23 protein-coding genes are annotated in these 16,833 nt (G+C 63.0%); 9 read left to right on the forward strand and 14 right to left on the reverse strand.

Features of this window, described 5'->3' with window-relative positions; genetic code table 11:
- Positions 1 to 69 precede the first annotated feature (69 nt).
- The 4 genes from H0482_RS06630 to H0482_RS06645 all read right to left on the reverse strand — a co-directional run bounded on the left by H0482_RS06630 (position 70) and on the right by H0482_RS06645 (position 1,955).
- Positions 70 to 519: a GreA/GreB family elongation factor gene (locus tag H0482_RS06630; RefSeq protein ID WP_193729269.1), complete on the reverse strand. Its 450-nt coding sequence runs from the start codon at positions 517 to 519 to the stop codon at positions 70 to 72.
- A gap of 197 nt (positions 520 to 716) precedes the next feature.
- On the reverse strand, positions 717 to 926 hold the full coding sequence (locus tag H0482_RS06635; RefSeq protein WP_193729270.1) for a hypothetical protein: 210 nt from the start codon (positions 924 to 926) through the stop codon (positions 717 to 719).
- 240 nt (positions 927 to 1,166) lie between these two features.
- Positions 1,167 to 1,466, reverse strand: a complete 300-nt coding sequence (locus tag H0482_RS06640) for a YkvA family protein (protein WP_193729271.1) — start codon at positions 1,464 to 1,466, stop codon at positions 1,167 to 1,169.
- A gap of 93 nt (positions 1,467 to 1,559) precedes the next feature.
- Complete coding sequence (locus tag H0482_RS06645; RefSeq protein ID WP_193729272.1) at positions 1,560 to 1,955, reverse strand: iron chaperone; 396 nt, start codon at positions 1,953 to 1,955, stop codon at positions 1,560 to 1,562.
- A gap of 94 nt (positions 1,956 to 2,049) precedes the next feature.
- Here H0482_RS06645 and ispG point away from each other — a divergent pair, with 94 nt between their 5' ends.
- On the forward strand, positions 2,050 to 3,291 hold the full coding sequence (gene ispG / locus H0482_RS06650; RefSeq protein ID WP_193729273.1) for a flavodoxin-dependent (E)-4-hydroxy-3-methylbut-2-enyl-diphosphate synthase: 1,242 nt from the start codon (positions 2,050 to 2,052) through the stop codon (positions 3,289 to 3,291).
- Between the two features lie 103 nt (positions 3,292 to 3,394).
- Here the strand turns inward: ispG and H0482_RS06655 are convergent, their stop codons facing one another.
- The 5 genes from H0482_RS06655 to H0482_RS06675 form a co-directional block, all read right to left on the reverse strand.
- Positions 3,395 to 3,829 (reverse strand): PACE efflux transporter, encoded by a 435-nt coding sequence (locus H0482_RS06655; RefSeq protein ID WP_193729274.1) that lies wholly within the window; start codon positions 3,827 to 3,829, stop codon positions 3,395 to 3,397.
- Between the two features lie 124 nt (positions 3,830 to 3,953).
- The gene (locus tag H0482_RS06660; RefSeq protein ID WP_193729275.1) at positions 3,954 to 4,565 is read right to left on the reverse strand and encodes a class I SAM-dependent methyltransferase; all 612 of its coding nucleotides are present in this window, start codon (positions 4,563 to 4,565) and stop codon (positions 3,954 to 3,956) included.
- The gene (locus H0482_RS06665) at positions 4,566 to 5,042 is read right to left on the reverse strand and encodes a YbaK/EbsC family protein (protein ID WP_193729276.1); all 477 of its coding nucleotides are present in this window, start codon (positions 5,040 to 5,042) and stop codon (positions 4,566 to 4,568) included.
- An 8-nt stretch (positions 5,043 to 5,050) separates the two neighbouring features.
- Positions 5,051 to 5,683, reverse strand: a complete 633-nt coding sequence (locus H0482_RS06670) for an MOSC domain-containing protein (RefSeq protein WP_193729277.1) — start codon at positions 5,681 to 5,683, stop codon at positions 5,051 to 5,053.
- 2 nt (positions 5,684 to 5,685) lie between these two features.
- Complete coding sequence (locus tag H0482_RS06675; RefSeq protein WP_193729278.1) at positions 5,686 to 6,588, reverse strand: polyprenyl synthetase family protein; 903 nt, start codon at positions 6,586 to 6,588, stop codon at positions 5,686 to 5,688.
- A 99-nt stretch (positions 6,589 to 6,687) separates the two neighbouring features.
- Here H0482_RS06675 and H0482_RS06680 point away from each other — a divergent pair, with 99 nt between their 5' ends.
- The 3 genes from H0482_RS06680 to fumC all read left to right on the forward strand — a co-directional run bounded on the left by H0482_RS06680 (position 6,688) and on the right by fumC (position 9,277).
- Positions 6,688 to 7,398, forward strand: a complete 711-nt coding sequence (locus H0482_RS06680; RefSeq protein WP_193729279.1) for a transglycosylase domain-containing protein — start codon at positions 6,688 to 6,690, stop codon at positions 7,396 to 7,398.
- Positions 7,399 to 7,575: 177 nt separating this feature from the next.
- A complete protein-coding gene (rpmF, locus tag H0482_RS06685) occupies positions 7,576 to 7,755 on the forward strand; it encodes a 50S ribosomal protein L32 (RefSeq protein ID WP_193729280.1) in 180 nt (59 codons plus the stop codon).
- A 121-nt stretch (positions 7,756 to 7,876) separates the two neighbouring features.
- Positions 7,877 to 9,277: a class II fumarate hydratase gene (fumC, locus tag H0482_RS06690; protein WP_193729281.1), complete on the forward strand. Its 1,401-nt coding sequence runs from the start codon at positions 7,877 to 7,879 to the stop codon at positions 9,275 to 9,277.
- Between the two features lie 149 nt (positions 9,278 to 9,426).
- Here the strand turns inward: fumC and H0482_RS06695 are convergent, their stop codons facing one another.
- Positions 9,427 to 9,900: a VOC family protein gene (locus H0482_RS06695; RefSeq protein WP_193729741.1), complete on the reverse strand. Its 474-nt coding sequence runs from the start codon at positions 9,898 to 9,900 to the stop codon at positions 9,427 to 9,429.
- Between the two features lie 185 nt (positions 9,901 to 10,085).
- On the opposite strand from H0482_RS06695, the gene H0482_RS06700 reads away from it, so the two are divergent.
- A complete protein-coding gene (locus H0482_RS06700; protein ID WP_330998217.1) occupies positions 10,086 to 10,535 on the forward strand; it encodes a hypothetical protein in 450 nt (149 codons plus the stop codon).
- A gap of 22 nt (positions 10,536 to 10,557) precedes the next feature.
- Here the strand turns inward: H0482_RS06700 and H0482_RS06705 are convergent, their stop codons facing one another.
- Both H0482_RS06705 and gloB read right to left on the reverse strand, forming a co-directional pair.
- Complete coding sequence (locus tag H0482_RS06705) at positions 10,558 to 10,818, reverse strand: hypothetical protein (protein WP_193729282.1); 261 nt, start codon at positions 10,816 to 10,818, stop codon at positions 10,558 to 10,560.
- Positions 10,819 to 10,978: 160 nt separating this feature from the next.
- Positions 10,979 to 11,746: a hydroxyacylglutathione hydrolase gene (gene gloB / locus H0482_RS06710; protein WP_193729283.1), complete on the reverse strand. Its 768-nt coding sequence runs from the start codon at positions 11,744 to 11,746 to the stop codon at positions 10,979 to 10,981.
- 102 nt (positions 11,747 to 11,848) lie between these two features.
- Here gloB and H0482_RS06715 point away from each other — a divergent pair, with 102 nt between their 5' ends.
- From H0482_RS06715 to H0482_RS06725, 3 genes are all read left to right on the forward strand, one after another.
- Complete coding sequence (locus H0482_RS06715) at positions 11,849 to 12,592, forward strand: class I SAM-dependent methyltransferase (protein WP_193729284.1); 744 nt, start codon at positions 11,849 to 11,851, stop codon at positions 12,590 to 12,592.
- 68 nt (positions 12,593 to 12,660) lie between these two features.
- Positions 12,661 to 13,755 (forward strand): histidinol-phosphate transaminase, encoded by a 1,095-nt coding sequence (hisC, locus tag H0482_RS06720; RefSeq protein WP_193729285.1) that lies wholly within the window; start codon positions 12,661 to 12,663, stop codon positions 13,753 to 13,755.
- Complete coding sequence (locus H0482_RS06725; RefSeq protein WP_193729286.1) at positions 13,752 to 14,723, forward strand: prephenate/arogenate dehydrogenase family protein; 972 nt, start codon at positions 13,752 to 13,754, stop codon at positions 14,721 to 14,723. The genes hisC and H0482_RS06725 overlap by 4 nt, the downstream gene beginning before the upstream one ends.
- Here the strand turns inward: H0482_RS06725 and H0482_RS06730 are convergent.
- Complete coding sequence (locus H0482_RS06730; RefSeq protein ID WP_193729287.1) at positions 14,720 to 15,691, reverse strand: DUF2125 domain-containing protein; 972 nt, start codon at positions 15,689 to 15,691, stop codon at positions 14,720 to 14,722. The genes H0482_RS06725 and H0482_RS06730 overlap by 4 nt on opposite strands.
- A 150-nt stretch (positions 15,692 to 15,841) precedes the next feature.
- Between H0482_RS06730 and H0482_RS06735 the strand changes: the two genes are divergently transcribed.
- On the forward strand, positions 15,842 to 16,399 hold the full coding sequence (locus H0482_RS06735) for a gamma-glutamylcyclotransferase (protein WP_210319103.1): 558 nt from the start codon (positions 15,842 to 15,844) through the stop codon (positions 16,397 to 16,399).
- On the opposite strand, the gene H0482_RS06740 is transcribed toward H0482_RS06735, so the two are convergent.
- Positions 16,387 to 16,731, reverse strand: a complete 345-nt coding sequence (locus tag H0482_RS06740; RefSeq protein WP_193729288.1) for a hypothetical protein — start codon at positions 16,729 to 16,731, stop codon at positions 16,387 to 16,389. The two genes, H0482_RS06735 and H0482_RS06740, sit on opposite strands and share 13 nt — an antisense overlap.
- Positions 16,732 to 16,833 lie beyond the last annotated feature (102 nt).

A 16,833-nucleotide genomic window follows, 5' to 3' on the forward strand; every position in this document is an offset into this window, starting at 1 on the left:
TGCCCAACAAATAGCAAAGGCTCGGAATGATCCGAGCCTTTGCAGGTCTTTTCGGGATGGGTGTGATCGCTATGCGGCGCCCGGCCCCGGATCGTCGTCCCAGCGCGGGGTGGAATTGGCCACCTTGAGCACTTTGAGGCGGCGGGTGACGCCATCGGGATCGAGCCAGGTCATCACATGGCCGGGCCTGAGGCCCAGCAGCGCCGCGCCATGCGCCGAGGTGACCGATAGCCGGTAATCGCCGGGCAGGTTTTCATCGCCCGGCATGACCAGCTTGATGGTCCGCTCCTCGCCCGGCATGGGCTTATAGCGCACGATGCTGCCGATACGCACGATGTCGGGCGGCAGCATGGCATCGTCCACCAGATGCGCCCGATCCAGCTCATAGAGCAGGAAGTCGATGCGGTCGGTGCTGTCGCCGATATCGGTCAGCGCCGCAATGGTGAGCTTTTTGTGCTCATGCTCGCCGACGACGATGTCGGGGGCCTGCGACCAGTCTGACAATGAGATCGTGGTCATGGCAGCTCCCGATTTTGCGGCGGCCCATCCGCCTCTGGCGGGATGGCGCGGTCATAGACGGAAAACAGATGTTCGGGCGCGCTGCCCGGACCGCTATAGCTCTTGTGGCACCATGGACAGCGCCGGGCTGCCCGTGGACGGGGGCCGGAACAGGATCGACAATAACGCAATACTTGCAACTTTTGCTCCTTTCCGGGTCATGCCAAAGGCGACTTGCTGAGGGTCTGCAGCATTGCGGCGCGGTCCTCGACCGAGCGCAGGCGGATCGTCATGGTCTCGGTCTTGACCGGGGTCTGCGGAGGCAGGTTGTAGCTCAGGTTCGGCAGATGGGCTTCTGCCCATTCACGGAACCGGCTGAGCTTGTGGCTGCCGCTGATGGGAACGGTCACGGAATATTTGAAAGTCATGGCAAGGCCTCGAAAACGTCATGCGCCATCGCCGCGCCAGGGACGCGGATGGGCATGCTCAGAATACAGGGAGGTAAATGTCAGACATCCTGGTGCCGCTCTTGCCCGTCGGGCAGGTAGCAACACCAGGCCATCAGCCTGCCTTGCGCAGGCGACTTTCAAACAAGCGAGACTTTGACATCGGGCGGTACATGGCTTGCATCATGGCGATAATATCGGGAATGTCAAATCGACGCGGCCTTAGAGGCGGCGCGCCGTGCCATCCATGGTGGGGCCATATTTTCCGGCATAGACCCTGGCCGGAACCGGAATGCGCGCGACGATCCAGCTGACCATGAGCGGGATCAGGACGAGGTCGTCCACCCAGCCCAGGAACGGGATCACATCGGGCACGATGTCGAAGGGATTGATCAGATAGAAGGCGGCAAAAAGCGTCGCCGCCTTGAGATAAAACGGGGTCTCGCGCGCCCAGAAGGCGGTCCAGAGCTGCACGACTTCCTTGCGGAAGAGGAAAATGCGGGGAAGGAGCCTGTTCATCATGCTCAATAGATGGTCCTTGCGCGCCGGGGTTCAAGATGGCGGCCATCACATCTGGGACCACGATGGTCTTGCCGCCGGGCTCCGATTGCCGGTTCAGCGCTTTCGGGATTGGCGCGCGGCGGCCTTGGCGCGGTTTTCCGCCAGCCGCGCGGCGACGATCCTGGCGATCAAGTCGTCGGGCGGCATTGCCCCGGGCGGGAATTGCAGCGTGCCTTTGGAGGTGCGCCAGGGCGCGATCTCGTCCGCCATGCCGACAAAGACGGCATTGCCCATGGGAAAGAGCGAACAATGTTTCTTGAACGCGCTATAGGAGACCAGCGGCCCATCCAGCCCGATGCCGGGCATGGCATAGGTGATGATTTCTTCGGCTTCCGGCGCAGCGGCGCGGATGACGGCGCGCAAATGGGCGATGGCGTTGCGAAAGGGCGGCGCAAGGCTGGCAATATAGGCATCGATGCGCGCCGATGCCGAAGCGCTTTGTTCGCTCATGCCGGTTCCTCCCAGGGCGGCGCCACGTTATTGTCCAGTTGCCAGCGATAAAGGGAAGTCCTATCTCGGTGGCAGATCATCCAGAGGCAGCAATATGGCCGGACCATCCGCGCGCAGGCAATCGGTAGGCGTCAATGTGGGCGGCGTCATGGTCGGCGGCGGCGCGCCCGTCGTCGTGCAATCCATGACCAATACCGACACCGCCGACATCGACGCCACAGTCAAGCAGGTCATGCAACTGGCCCGGGCCGGGTCGGAAATCGTGCGCATCACCGTGGACCGCGATGAGAGCGCCGCCGCCGTGCCCATCATTCGCGATCGCCTGGCCTTCATGGGCTATGACGTGCCGCTGGTGGGCGACTTCCACTATATCGGCCACAAGCTGCTCACCGACCATCCGGCCTGCGCCGAGGCCCTGGCCAAATATCGCATCAATCCGGGCAATGTCGGTTTCAAGGCCAAGCGCGACACCCAGTTCGCCACCCTGATCGAGATCGCCAACCGCTATGACAAGCCGGTACGCATCGGCGTCAATTGGGGGTCGCTGGACGAGGAATTGCTGACCCGTCTCATGGACGATAACGCAGCGTCACCCCAGCCGATTTCCGCCGCTGCCGTGCAGCGCGAGGCCATCATCCAGTCGGCGCTCCTGTCCGCCGCGCGGGCCGAGGAATTGGGCATGGGGCGGGACAAGATCCTGCTCTCCACCAAGGTGAGCGACGTCCAGCACCTGATCGCGGTCTATCGGGATCTGGCTTCGCGCTGCGATTATGCGCTGCATCTAGGGCTGACCGAGGCGGGCATGGGCTCCAAGGGCATCGTCGCCTCCTCGGCGGCCCTGGGCATCCTCCTGCAACAGGGGATTGGCGACACGATCCGCATTTCGCTGACGCCGGAGCCGGGCGGGGACCGTACTCTTGAGGTCAAGGTGGCGCAGGAATTGCTCCAGACCATGGGTTTCCGGCAATTTTTGCCGGTGGTCGCGGCCTGTCCCGGTTGTGGACGCACCACTTCGACCACGTTCCAGACGCTGGCCAAGGACATCCAGGACCACCTCAACATTTCCATGCCCGAATGGCGCGAGCGCTATCCGGGGGTCGAGACGCTGTCGGTGGCGGTGATGGGCTGCATCGTCAATGGGCCGGGCGAGAGCAAGCACGCCAATATCGGCATTTCCCTGCCGGGCACGGGGGAAACCCCCGCCGCCCCGGTTTTCGTCGATGGCGAAAAGGTCGCCACCCTGCGCGGCGCCGATGTCGCCGACCAGTTCAAGGCCATGGTGGCCGCCTATATCGAAAAGAAATTCGGCTCCGGCCGGCAGGATGCCGCCGAATGAAGACTGAGCGCAATCACAGGCGGCTGTTCTGGCTGGCCATGCTGATCCTGGTGCTCGGCGGGCTCAAGCTGATGGGTCAGATCTAGCCGTTGAGGATAGTCATCTAGCCGCGCTTGCCGATGTCCCATTCGGGCAGCGGAAACACCCGGTCATAGGCCCAGTTGAAGACAAAGGCGTAGCCCATGTAGAAAAGGGCCAGCGCAATATCCATTGCCAATGCATCCCAGAGCGAAATCTGCAAATACCAGGCAATGGCCGGCAGCATGATGAGCAGCAGGCCTAGCTCGAACAGCAGGGCATGGAGCACGCGGATGGGCGTGGACTTTTCCGTGCCGCCGCGCAGCCGGACCATCGCATGGTCGAAGCCGAGATTGTAGATATAGTTCCACACCATGGCGATGGTGGCGCCGGCCACCACGATGACGGCGCTGTCCTCGCCCGGCAGGTGAAAGGCGAAGGCGGCGAGCGGCGTCGCCAGCAGAATGCCGATGATTTCGAAGGAAACGGCGTGACGGATACGGTCGGCAGTTTTGCGCATGGCAATCCCCAAGACTGCGGGCCGTCCCGAACGATGACCCGAAATGGGGGAGGTCGTCCTCACGCCGGGCGATATAGGACGTTCCGGTTTTGCCGGCAAGGCCGGGGCGGGCATGTCCGCTATTCTATGGGCGCAGGGTGAAGATACCGGCGCGCTGTGGGGCGGTTCCGCCCATGTCCGGCAAGGCATATTCGGCGATCTGTTCGAGGGCATGGAGCGGCAGATGGCGGCGAAAGGGATCGCCGATCAGGACGCTGGCGCCATTTTGGGCCAAAGCGCGGAGCAGGGGCAGCGTCGCTCGGGCAATTTCTGCGTCATAAAAGACATCGCCGGCCAGAACCAGATCGGCGGGGACCAGGTTGTCGGTGACGTTCAGATCGAGGCCATTGGCCTTGGCGTTCAGTCCGATGGCGATGCGCCCCAGCGGATCGGGTTCGCAGGCGGTGACCCGCGCCGCGCCGGCCAAGGCAGCGGCAATGGCCACAAGGCCCGAGCCGGCGCCGAAATCCAGCACGCTCCTGTCGGCGACTATTTCGGGCTGGACGGAAAGATGGAGCGCCAAAGCCGCGCCCCCGGCCCAGGCATAGGCCCAATAGGGCGGACGGTCCGCGTGGCCCTGCTCGGCAAGAAAGGCATGGAGCCCGCTTTGCGGAATGGGGCGGTAAAGCGCAATATCGGGGCGAAAGGCCAGCTTTTCCAGCCGCATGTGCTGAAGGATGAAGCCTTCCGGGTTCATCTAGCCGGCATTTTCGGGCAATTGGCAGGCATCCACCCATTGATTGCCGCAGAGCTCGGCCAGCCGGGCGAGGCCGAGCTTGACCGAGGCATGGGTGTCGCCGCCGGCGGGGATCACCAGATCGTAGATCTTGAGCGAAGCGTCGAGATAGATCGGCAGCGGCGCGGGCAGGCCGAAGGGGCAGACGCCGCCCACTTCGTGGCTGGTGAGGCGCAAGACATCCTCGGCCCCCAGCATGCGCGGCCGGCCGCCAAAGGCGGCTTTGGACTTGGCATTGTCGAGTCGCGCATCGCCGCGTGTCACCAGGAGGAATTCCTCGTCCTTGACGCGGATGCACAGGGTCTTGGCGATCTGGCCCGGCTCGACGCCATGCACTTCGGCGGCCAATTGCACGGTGGCGGTCGAGGCTTCGGTGACGATCAATTCAAGGTCGGGGGCGCGGCGGGCGAGGTCGTCTCGGACAGTGGAAAGGCTCATGGCAAAACTCAAAACAGGCTGGTCAGGCGGGTTTCATATTGCATCCGCGTCTTGTCGCGGATGGGCGTGGCGAGGGCGCGGCGCATGAAGGGCTGTGGAATTTCCGCGACGCCGTCAAAACCCATCAATTCGGCAACGCTGATGCGCTCGCCGTCATAGGGGGTGATGCTCACCGCCATGCCGGCCTCGACGATGCCGGGAATGATCACCCGGCAATAGGCGCCGGGCCGGCGCGCCTGATGAAAGCGCTTGGGCCAGCGCCGGTCGCCCATCCTGGCGGCAAAGGTGAGACAGGGCGTGCGGTGATAGCTTATTTCCAGCACTATTGTGCCGATGGTAAAGCGGTCGCCGATGGCCATGGCGGCGCTGTCGGGGCCGTCCAGGGTGAGGTTTTCCCCGAACTGGCCCGGCTCCGGCACGATCCCCTCGCCCGCCCAAAAATCGTAATCGGCCGCGGAATAGACATAGATGGCCTGGTCGGCGCCGCCATGATGCCGACGGTCGGCGATGATGTCGGTTTCGATCCCGGTCCTGCCAATGGCGACGGGCCCGGAAACGGGTTCCTTATAGATGCCGGTGGGCGTGCTGGTGCCGGGAATATTGCGCGGCACGCCGACATTGACGCTGAGCAGCCGCCCCATGGCTATTTCTCCCGCGCCGCGAAATAGCGGGCGGTGGCGCGCAGCCCGTCAGCGCGCGGGCCGAAGGTGCGCAGGGCGGAAATGGCGTCGTTGACGGTGCTGTCCAGCATCTGGCGGGCGCCCTCGATGCCGAGCCGGGAAATGATGGTCTGCTTGCCCGCATCCTTGTCCTTGCCGGTGGCCTTGCCCATGATTTCGGGCGTCGCGGTCACATCGAGAATATCGTCGGCCAGCTGGAAGGCGCGGCCCGCCGCCTCGGCATAGGCGGTGAGCGCCGAAAATGCCCGCGCATCGGCGCCGCCCAGAATGGCCCCCATGCGCACCGCGGCGCGGATCAGCGCGCCGGTCTTCATCGCCTGCATGGTGGCGATCTCGAAATCGGTGAAGCCGCCCTTTTCCCCTTCGATGTCGCGCATCTGCCCGCCCACCATACCGCCGGCCCCGGACCCCGCGGCCAGCTCGGCGACGAGGGCAATGCGCACCGCCGGATCGGGATGGCAATTGGGATCGGAGAGGACGGCGAAGGCATGAGTGAGCAGCGCGTCGCCGGCCAGAATGGCGGTGGCCTCGTCATAGTGGCGGTGCACGCTCGGTCGGCCCCGGCGCAGATCGTCGTCATCCATGGACGGCAGGTCGTCATGGATCAGCGAATAGCAATGGACCATTTCCACCGCCAGTCCCGCCGGCAGCGCGGCCTCGCGGGGGATGGAGAAGATGGAGGCCGCCTGGCGCACCAGAAGCGGGCGCAGGCGCTTGCCGCCTTCAAGACTGCCGTAGCGCATGGCCTCCATCAGCCGATCGGCGGATGGACCGGGGCCGGAAAGCCTTGCGCCGGTCAGATAGTGCGAGAGCCCCGCCTCGATGGCGGCGGCGCAATCCATGCTGTCGGCGGAAAAGTCGTACATGGCCCCGTTGCTAGCCGTTTGGCGGAAGGCCGGCAAGTGGGGAGCCGGCACTTGGGGCGGGACTGGCCTATCGCCGGGGGAGCGGTTAAACAGCCCGCCATGGCCCGGCGCACAAGTACAGTCTGGCGCGTTCTGCGCCTTCCCCTCGGCATGATTGCCGGGCTCATCGTCATTCCCTTGTTGCTGACGCCGCTCTATCTGGTGGTCCAGCCTTTGTCGGTGCCCATGCTCACGCGCATGCTGAGCGGCCAGGTGGTCGAGCGCACCTGGCGGGACATCGACACCATCTCCGATCGGCTCAAGGCGGCCGTGATCATGTCGGAAGACGGGCAATTCTGCCGCCATCGAGGGGTCGATGTTTCCGCCCTGCGGACCGAGATCGACAATTTTTTCGTCGGGCGCGATACGCGCGGTGCCTCCACCATCACCATGCAGGTGGCGCGCAACCTCTTCCTGTGGAATGGACAAAGCGCGCTGCGCAAGGGGCTCGAAGTGCCGCTGGCCTTCTATATCGATCTGGTCATGCCTAAGAAGCGGATCATGGAGATCTATCTCAACATTGCCGAATGGGGTCCAGAAGGCCAGTTCGGCGTCGCCGCCGGCAGTGCGTATGCCTTTGGCCGCGAACCGCAAAATCTCGATTGGCGCACGGCCAGCCTATTGGCTGTCACTCTGCCCAACCCGATTCTGCGCAATCCGGCGCGGCCCGGCCCCGGGCTGACGCGCCTTGCGGGGATCGTCGAGGACCGGGCGCGCCAATATGGCCAGCGCGCCGCCTGCGTGGGGCAGGATGGAAAGCTGGCGCTTTAGCCTTGCACTTCTGCCTGCTCCCTCATATGCGGAAAGCGCAGAACCGGGGATGGGTAAGACCACAAAACCCCTAGCCAAGCTCCCGCTCTTGCTCTATAGAGCCCCCCAATCCCTTTCAGAGATACGTCTCTGGGCCGCTTTCGGCGGCGCAACGATATTGAATTCGGAGTACCGACCATGGCAGTGCCAAAACGCAAGACCTCGCCGATGAAGCGCGGCTTCCGCCGCTCGGCTGATGCGATCGCCAACCCCACCTATGTGGAAGACAAGGATTCGGGTGAGCTGCGCCGTCCGCACCATGTGGACCTGAAGTCCGGCATGTATCGCGGCCGCCAGATCCTCGCAGCCAAGAAATAAGCCGAAAGGCTGTTTGGCGCACATGCGCTTTATCTGATATTCCGGCGGCCGGCCCCCCAAAGGGTCGGCCGTTTTTGTTTTCCGCCGCCGGCAGAGGCGGCCATCAGCTTCAGGGGCAAACATGAGCATGCGCGTCGAATCGGACACAATGGGCAATATCGAGGTTCCGAACGACAAGTATTATGGTGCCCAGACCGCCCGCAGCCTGATGAATTTCGATATTGGCGGGGAAAAGATGCCCGCCGAGATCATCAAGGCCTTCGGTATTCTCAAGAAGGCCGCCGCCCTCACCAATTTCAAGCTCGGGCTGATGGATGAGCCGACGCGCGATCTGGTGATCGCCGCCGCCGACGAGGTGATCGAGGGCAAACTCGCCGATCATTTCCCCCTGGTGGTCTGGCAGACCGGCTCGGGCACGCAGTCCAACATGAATGTCAACGAGGTCATTTCCAACCGCGCCATCGAAATGTCCGGCGGGGTGATGGGATCGAAAAAGCCGGTCCATCCCAATGACCACGTCAATATGAGCCAATCGTCCAACGACACCTACCCCACCGCCATGCATATCGCGGCGGTCGAGGCGGTGGAGAATTACCTTGTCGAGCGCGTGACCCTGTTGCGCGATACGCTGCACGCCAAGGCCGAAGAATTCATGGACGTGGTCAAGATCGGCCGCACCCATTTGCAGGACGCGACGCCCCTCACCCTGGGCCAGGAAATTTCCGGCTGGGTGGCGCAGATCGACTACGGGCTGGCCGCCATCAGGGCCAATATGCCCCAGCTCAAGGAATTGGCGCTGGGCGGCACCGCTGTCGGCACCGGGCTCAATGCCCATCCCGATTACGCGGTGACGGTGGCTGCCGAGATCGCGACCCTGACTGGGCATGATTTCGTCACCGGCCCCAATAAATTCGCGCTGCTGGCCGGACATGACGCCTTTGTCGGCGCCTCGGGCGCGCTCAAGCAATTGGCCGCCGCCCTGATGAAGGTCGCCAATGACGTGCGCTGGCTGGCCTCCGGCCCCCGTTCAGGGCTCGGCGAAATCATCATTCCCGAAAACGAGCCGGGCTCCTCGATCATGCCGGGCAAGGTCAATCCGACCCAGTCGGAAGCCATGACCATGGTAGTCGCCCAGGTCATGGGCAATGACGCTGCCATCGGCTTTGCCGCCAGCCAGGGCAATTTCGAGCTCAACGTCTTCAAGCCGGTCATCGCCTATAATTTCCTGCAAAGCGTGCGCCTGCTGGCCGATGCTGCCAAGAGCTTCAACGACAATTGCGCCATCGGCATCGAGCCGGACCGCAAGCGCATCAAGCAATTGGTCGATCAGTCCTTGATGCTGGTGACGGCGCTCAATCGCAAAATCGGCTATGACAATGCCGCCAAGATCGCCAAGACCGCGCATAAGAATGGCAGCACCTTGCGGGAAACCGCCATCGCGCTGGGCCTGCTCACCGGCGAGGAATTCGACGCCGAAGTGAAGCCCGAGCAGATGGTCGGCCCGCTCAAGCTCAAGAAGTAGGGCGCCTCGGCTTGTACGTCGGTTCAGCAACGAGCCGAATTTGATCGTTGTTGCCGGGCTTGTCCCGGCAATCCATCTTGCGGAACCATTGACCACCGGGACAAGCCCGGTGGTGACGATTGCGACATAGGCAGCGGCCGGACGACGCCCTATCCCCGCAGGGCCGCCTCAATCGCTGCGACATCGATCTTTTTCATCGTCATCATGGCTTCAAAGGCCCGCTTGGCCGGGTCGCCTCCTGCTTCCATGGCCCGGCTGAGGGCGCGTGGGGTGATCTGCCAGGAAATACCCCATTTGTCCTTGCACCAGCCGCACATGCTTTCCTCGCCGCCATTGCCGACAATGGCGTCCCAATAACGGTCGGTTTCCGCCTGGTCGTCGGTGGCGATCTGGAAGGAAAAGGCTTCGCTGTGCTTGAAGGCCGGCCCGCCATTGAGGCCGATACAGGCAATGCCCATGAGGGTGAATTCCACCGTCAGCACCGCCCCGGCGGGGGTGGAGGGATTGTCGCTGGGCGCCCTGCTGACCGCAAGCACGCGCGTGTCGGGGAAGGTTTTTGCGTAGAAATTGGCGGCTTCCTCGGCCCCGCTGTCGTACCAGATGCAGACGCTGTTTTTGGCAATGTGCATGATGTTCCTCCTTGGTCGTGCTCTTTGAAATCATGTTCCGTCGCGCCTGTGCAACGGGATCAACCTCACGACGTTCCACAGGATGCAGATTGGACAGGGGGAAGGTTTTCCCGCAAAGCCGGCCTTGCCGCCCCTAGGCACGCTCTGGCATGGTGTGCAAAGCCAAAGGGAGGCTATTTGTGAGCGAAACCGTCATCCTGCCAAGCAATGCCGCGCCCAGACGCAAGGGCGTGTTCATTCCGCCGCTGCTGGTCTTTCCTTTCGTCGCTTATAATCTCGTCGTTTTCTTGTTCTTCGGCGGCAATCCGGCGAACTGGGCCTTCGGCATGTTCGCCCTGCCCATGCCTTCGGGCATGCCCTGGGCGATAACCGCCGGGGATTTCCTGCTCGTCGTCGGCATCATCCTGCTCTTCTTCGAAGTGCTGAAATCGACGCAGACGGCACGGGCTTCCATTATCGAGCATATGCTCTCCATGGTGTTGTTCGTGGTCTTTCTGGTCGAATTCCTGCTGGTCGGGGCGGCGTCGAGCTCGGTCTTTTTCCTGCTCATGGTCATGAGCCTGATCGACGTGGTCGCCGGTTTCACCGTGTCAATCACCAGCGCCAGCCGCGACGTGTCGATGAATTGAGTGCATCCGATACGCGTCGGGATCAGACCAGCATGGTTTTCCGATAGCCCAGCGGCATGCGCCGTTCGCTGATGCGCGCCCCCTTGCCATAGGCGCTGAGCGCGCCTGCCGGCGTGCCTGGGCGCAGAACGGGGTACGGGCCCAATTTCTGGCGCGCGGCGATGAGCTGGCTGACGAAAGCGGCGGTCGGGGCGCTATGGGCAAGCGAGGGGCGTGGCCGCGCCGCCCCCGATGGGACGGGCAGGCTGGCGTCATCGCCGTCATCCTGTTCCGTTTTGGACATGGACTGTTCCATTTCCGGCCGCCTTGTCCCGGTATGGGACAGAATGCGCCGACCTTCACCCCTGTCGGAGCAAAGGTCGTGCCAGATGATAACAGTCTGTTAACGAATTACGATCCCGCGCTAGGCGGTTTCGCACATGCTTTTGATCGCGAGGGAGTGCCTAGAAAGTGTCCTTGCCCTTGCGGATGGCGGCGAAGACCTCGGCCGGATCGGCCCCTTCCAGCCCATAATGCCGTGCCAGTTCGGGGGCATCCGCCCGCAGGAACGGATTGGCCAGCTTGTCCTCACCCAGCGAGAAGGGAATGGTCGGCTTGCCTTGGGCGCGGAGCGATTTTACCGTTTCGGCACGGGTCTTTAGCGCTAGGTTGTCCGGGTCGATGGCGAGAGCGAAGCGGGCATTGCTCTCGGTATATTCATGGCCGCAATAGACCAGAACGGTGTCGGGCAGCTGGCGCAGCCGCTTGACCCCCTCCCACATCGGGCCGGGAGTGCCCTCGAACATGCGGCCAACGCCCAGCGAGAACAGCGCGTCGGCCGAAAACAGATGTCCGCCCAAGGCGTTATAGAAGACGATATGCCCCAGCGTATGGCCCGGTGTCGCCATGACCTCGAACGAAGATTCACCCAAAGCGAGCTTATCGCCATCGCCCACCAATGCGTCCAGTCCATCGATCTTGTCGGCCTCGGCGGCGGGGCCGGTCACTTTGGCGCCGAACGCAGCCTTGAGTTCGGCAATGGCTTCGACATGGTCAATATGGTGGTGGGTGACGAAGATGTCGGTCAGCGTCCAGCGGCGCCGCGCCAGGGCATTGCGGATGGCGAGGGCTTCGGGGGCGTCGATGGCGGCGGTGCGTCCGGTTGCCTCGTCATGCACGAGATAGCCGAAATTGTCGTCGCGGGCGGGAAAGACATCGACGATGAGGGCCATGGCGAAACTCCTTTGCTCTGGTTCGGCTGCAAGCTAGGGAGCCCGGACCGGGAGTGCAAGCCGGGGTTGGACAAGTAGGCCCGGCTTTGGCAAGCTTGCGCCATGACCAGCGATGTGCGGCGCCTGATCGACTATTACAAATCCCCGCTTGGCGGCATTTCACGCTCATTGGTGCGCGACCAGATCATCGACCTGGCCGGCGATGTGGGTGGCAAGCGCGTGCTGGGCCTGGGCTTTGCCACGCCCTATCTGCGCTTCGCCCTCGGCAAGGCCGAGCGCGTCCTGGCCTTCATGCCGGCGCGGCAGGGCGCGTCGTCCTGGCCGCGCGAGGGCCCGTCACGGACGATTCTATGCGATCCCCTGGAAATGCCGTTGACAGATGCTGCCCTGGACCTGACCATTGCCGTCCATGCCCTCGAACACGTGGCCGATGCCGAGGAATTGATGCGCGAACTCTGGCGGGTCACTGCGCCCAATGGGCATCTCATCATCGTTGTGCCCCGACGTCGGGGCATCTGGGCCCAGCGCGACAATACCCCCTTCGGGCAGGGCAATCCCTATTCGGGTGGGCAATTGGAAAAGCTGCTGCGCGATCACAGTTTCGTGCCGGTCGCGTGGCGCGACGCGCTGTTTCTGCCGCCGTTCGAATCGGGTCTGATGCTGAAATCGCGGCAATTCTTCGAGCGTTTCGGGCGATTTTTTGGTCCCGCCATGAGCGGGATCATCTGCGTGCGGGCGCGCAAGGAGGCCTTCCCCGCCGTGCCGCGGCGCAAGCGCGCCGAGCGCTATGTTCGGGTGCCGGGCCTGTCGGCGGCCACGGCACGAAATTCCTGGCGTGCCCAATAGAAGTTTTGCCTTTGGCGGCTGCTTTCACTATGGTCCGCGCGGCTTTCCCGCCTGCTCAAAAGACCATCATGACCCTTCCGATCCGCCCCATTCCCCAGCCCGGCATTCTCGACATCGCGCCCTATCTGCCCGGAAAATCCGGTGCGCCGGGCAGCGCGGCCATCAAGCTGTCGGCCAATGAATCCCCGCTCGGGGCTAGTCCCAAGGCGCTGGCCGCCATGATGGAGGCCGCCGCGCATCTCGAGATCTATCCCGAGGGGTCTTCGCGGCTGTTGCGCGAGGCGCTGGGGGAGGTGCATGGCATCGATCCCGCCAGCATCGTCTGCGGCAATGGTTCGGACGACCTGCTGCATTTGCTGGCGCAGATCTATCTCGGCGAGGGCGACGAAGCAGTGATGAACCGCTTTGGGTTTTCGGTCTATCCGATCATCACCAAGGCGACGGGTGCCCGGATCGTCATGGTCGATGAGCGCGACTATCAGGCCGATATCGATGCAATATTGGCGGCGGTGAGCGCGCGCACCAAGGTGGTCTGGCTCGCCAATCCCAATAATCCAACCGGTACCTACCTTTCTGATGCCGATGTGCGGCGGCTCCATGCCGGGTTGCGTCCCGACATCCTCCTCGTCATCGACAGCGCCTATGCCGAATATGTGACGGCCGCCGACTACAATGTCGGGCTCGATCTGGTGCGCGAAGCCAGCAATGTGGTCATGGTCCGCACCTTCTCCAAAATGGGGCTGGCGGCGGTGCGGATCGGCTGGATGGTGGGGCCCGATCATGTGGTCGATGCCATCCACCGCATTCGCGGGCCGTTCAACGTCAACCTGCCGGCGCAGATGGCCGGTGCGGCGGCGGTCCAGGACGTCGAATTCACCCAGCGGCTCAAGGAGCATAATCGGTATTGGCGCGATTGGCTGACCGAGGAGCTTTCGGGAAACCATCTGCGCGTCGTGCCCAGCCAGGCCAATTTCATCATGGTGCTGTTCGAGGGCGCCGATGCGGCGGCCAGGGCGTTCACCATCCTGCTTGAGGCAGGCTATATCGTGCGCGAGATCGGGCCGTCCTATGGCATCGACAATGGCCTGCGCATCTCAATCGGCTCGGAAGAGGCGATGCGCGGGGTGGCAGCCGTGCTCAAATCCATGGATGGAACGCGATGAGCGTGCATTTTCGCAAACTGGCCCTGATCGGCATCGGGCTGATCGGCTCTTCCATCGCGCTGGCGGCACGGCGGCAGGGATTGGTCGACGTCATTTCCATCGCCACCAGACGCCAGGACACCCTGGACGAAGCCAGGCAATTGGAACTGGGCGATATTTACACGCTGGATGCCGCAGAGGCGGTACGGGGGGCCGACCTCGTCATCCTCTGCGCTCCGGTCGGTGCCTACGGCGCGTTGGCGGAAGCGATTGGACCCTCACTGGAGGCTGGAGCCATCCTCTCCGATGTGGGGTCGGTCAAGGAATATGTACACAAGATCGTTGGGCCGCATGTGCCTGACGGGGTGCGCTTCATTCCCGGTCATCCCCTGGCGGGTACCGAACATTCGGGGCCTTCGGCCGGCTTTGCCGACCTGTTCGCGGGCCGTTGGTGCGTGCTGACGCCGGCTCAGGACGTGCCGCAGGCCGATACCGACAGGCTCGTCGCCTTCTGGCAGGCCCTGGGCAGCAATGTCGAATGCATGGATGCGGCCCATCATGACATGGTCCTGGCCATTACCAGCCATGTGCCGCATCTGATCGCCTACAATATCGTGGGAACGGTGGCCGATCTGGAAGCGGATACCAAGTCCGAGGTGATCAAGTTCTCGGCCTCAGGTTTCCGCGATTTTACCCGTATCGCGGCGTCGGATCCGGTGATGTGGCGCGACGTGTTTCTGACCAATCGGGACGCGGTGCTGGAAATGCTCGGTCGTTTCAATGAGGACCTGTCCCGTCTGCAGCGAGCGGTGCGGATGGGCGACGGCCCGGCGTTGGAGGCGCTGTTCACCCGCACAAGGGCCATCCGGCGGTCCATCATCAGTGCCGGCCAGGAAACCGCGGCGCCCGATTTCGGTCGCCCGCACAAGGCCTCGCCCGCGCCGGACTTGTCGCCCCTGCGCGAACATGGCGGCGGCGACGACGCCTAGAACAGAGCCGGTATGGCGGTGATCGGCACGAGGCCGGAGGACATGCCGCCGCCGGCAAAATTGAGCTGGTTGCGGTGTCGGCCGTTTTCGGCGGGAGTACCGAGGACCAGGGTGCGCCATGGTTCTTCGATGAAGGGGCCGATGCGCTCGGCCAGTCCGAGTGAATCGATGCTGATCGATCCGGTGAGATAGCCGCTGGCGTCGAGCCTCAATTCACCATCGGCGCTGACATCGGAGGTACCATCGCTGGCTCTGAGGCCAACGAGGCGCAGGGTGCCGCCGGCCTGCTGCCAATCCGGCAGGAAGGGCACGAGGCCCCAATCGCGAATATCGTCTCTGAGGCCGGTCATTTCGGCTTCAAGCTCGGCATTGGCCGGCGCCAGCTCGATCCCGGGCGCGGCAATGCCGGCCGCGCGGGCGAAGATCGCCAGCGCCGCCCGGCCGGCTTCGGCATCGCGCCGCTCCGGAATATCGAGGACATGCGCCTCGATATGGGAGGCGCTGGCTATGAGATTGTTTCCGAACAGGGTGTCGGTCCAGGCCAGGTCGTCGCCAACCAGCGACAGCCTGGCGATGCGCCAGTTCTCGAGCCTGGCACTAGCCTCGATGCCGGTCCAGGAAATGTCCTGGCGCAGCCCGGTGAAGGCGTCAGAAATCCGTGCCGGGCCGAGGGCCGAGCCGAGGATATGATTGAGCCGATAGATCATGGCGCTGACCCGAATTGCGGGCAGTTCGATCAGGATGTCGCCTGAAAGGATTGCCGCATCGGCGCATTGGATATCGAAGCGAAAGGGAAAGCCGGCAATAGCAATGTCTTGGCAGGTCAATTGCGGCGCATTTTCGCCATCGGCCAGAGCCAGCATTTCAACTTGCTGTCGTACCTGCGCCGCCGCAAAATACCAGGCGCCGGTCCAGGCGAGAACGACGAGCAGCACGATCGTGCCCAAAATGATGATTCGCTTCTTCATATTGCCTTCTTATCCTTGGACTTGTGTCGTCAGAAGCGGGTTTTCGTGCGACCACGATTTTGCGACTGATCTCGACGTGAGAAAACGAGACAGAGGCGATGGGCGGCCGGAGCGCAATGAGACAGATTGGACGACGAATGAAGTTTGGTCATGGCACCGTTCATGCAGGGTGAAGGCGACAGTTTTTGGGTCTTTGGCTATGGCTCGCTGATCTGGAATCCGGGTTTTTCCTTTGTCAGCGCGCAACTCGGCCTGCTCCGGGGCGCGCATCGCTCGCTGTCCATCGTCTCGCATCATTATCGCGGCACGCTCGAACAGCCGGGGCTGGTATTCGGGCTGGCGCGGGGCGGCTGCTGCCGGGGAATGGTGTTCGAAATCGAGACAGCGCGCTGGCCCGACGTCGCGGCCTATCTGTATGCGCGGGAAATGGTCACTTCGGTCTATCGCGATGTGAGGCGCCCGGTGCAGCTGGCCGATGGGCGGCGCGTAGAAGCCCTTACCTACCTCATTGACGAGAAACATGAGCAATTTGCCGGTGTGTTGAGCCTCGAGGACCAGGTGGCCATGGTGCGTAAGGCGGTCGGCAGTGCGGGATCCAATGTAGATTACGTCCTCAACACCGCCCGCCATCTGGAGCAATTGGGTATTCGCGACCGGGCGCTGCTGGCTTTGGCCAGAGCGCTGGAGGCCGAGGATCAGGCGGCGTGAACCATGGCCTGGCGGGCCGGCATGCTCTCCTCGAGATCCCAGATGGTGGCGAGCCTGTCTGTGGGCGCGTCGAGCCGGAAGGCCTCGGTGGCGCAATCGAGCGCCAGACGAAAGCGGGCGCGGCTTGTGGGATCGTCAACCAGGTCACTGGCGGCGCCGACCCAGAGCACATGATTTCCCTTGGCGATGAGATAAAGATCGCTCTCATGCATGACGAAGGAGCTCAGATGTTCGCTGGCCAGCAGGTAATGGCGGCCCGAGCGGCCTTCCCAGTCCACTTTCGGCGGCACCGGCCCATGGGCGCTTCGTATGAGATCGCTAATCGCGGCCATCGCTGTCCCCCTGCTTCAGAAGAAGAACAAAAATAGAACAAATTTGAGACAAGTCAAGCAGACATTCATTGTCTAACTATATATATGGTTGTGTTCGTATTT

The organism is Devosia faecipullorum (genome assembly GCF_015158295.1).
Classification (GTDB): domain Bacteria; phylum Pseudomonadota; class Alphaproteobacteria; order Rhizobiales; family Devosiaceae; genus Devosia; species Devosia faecipullorum.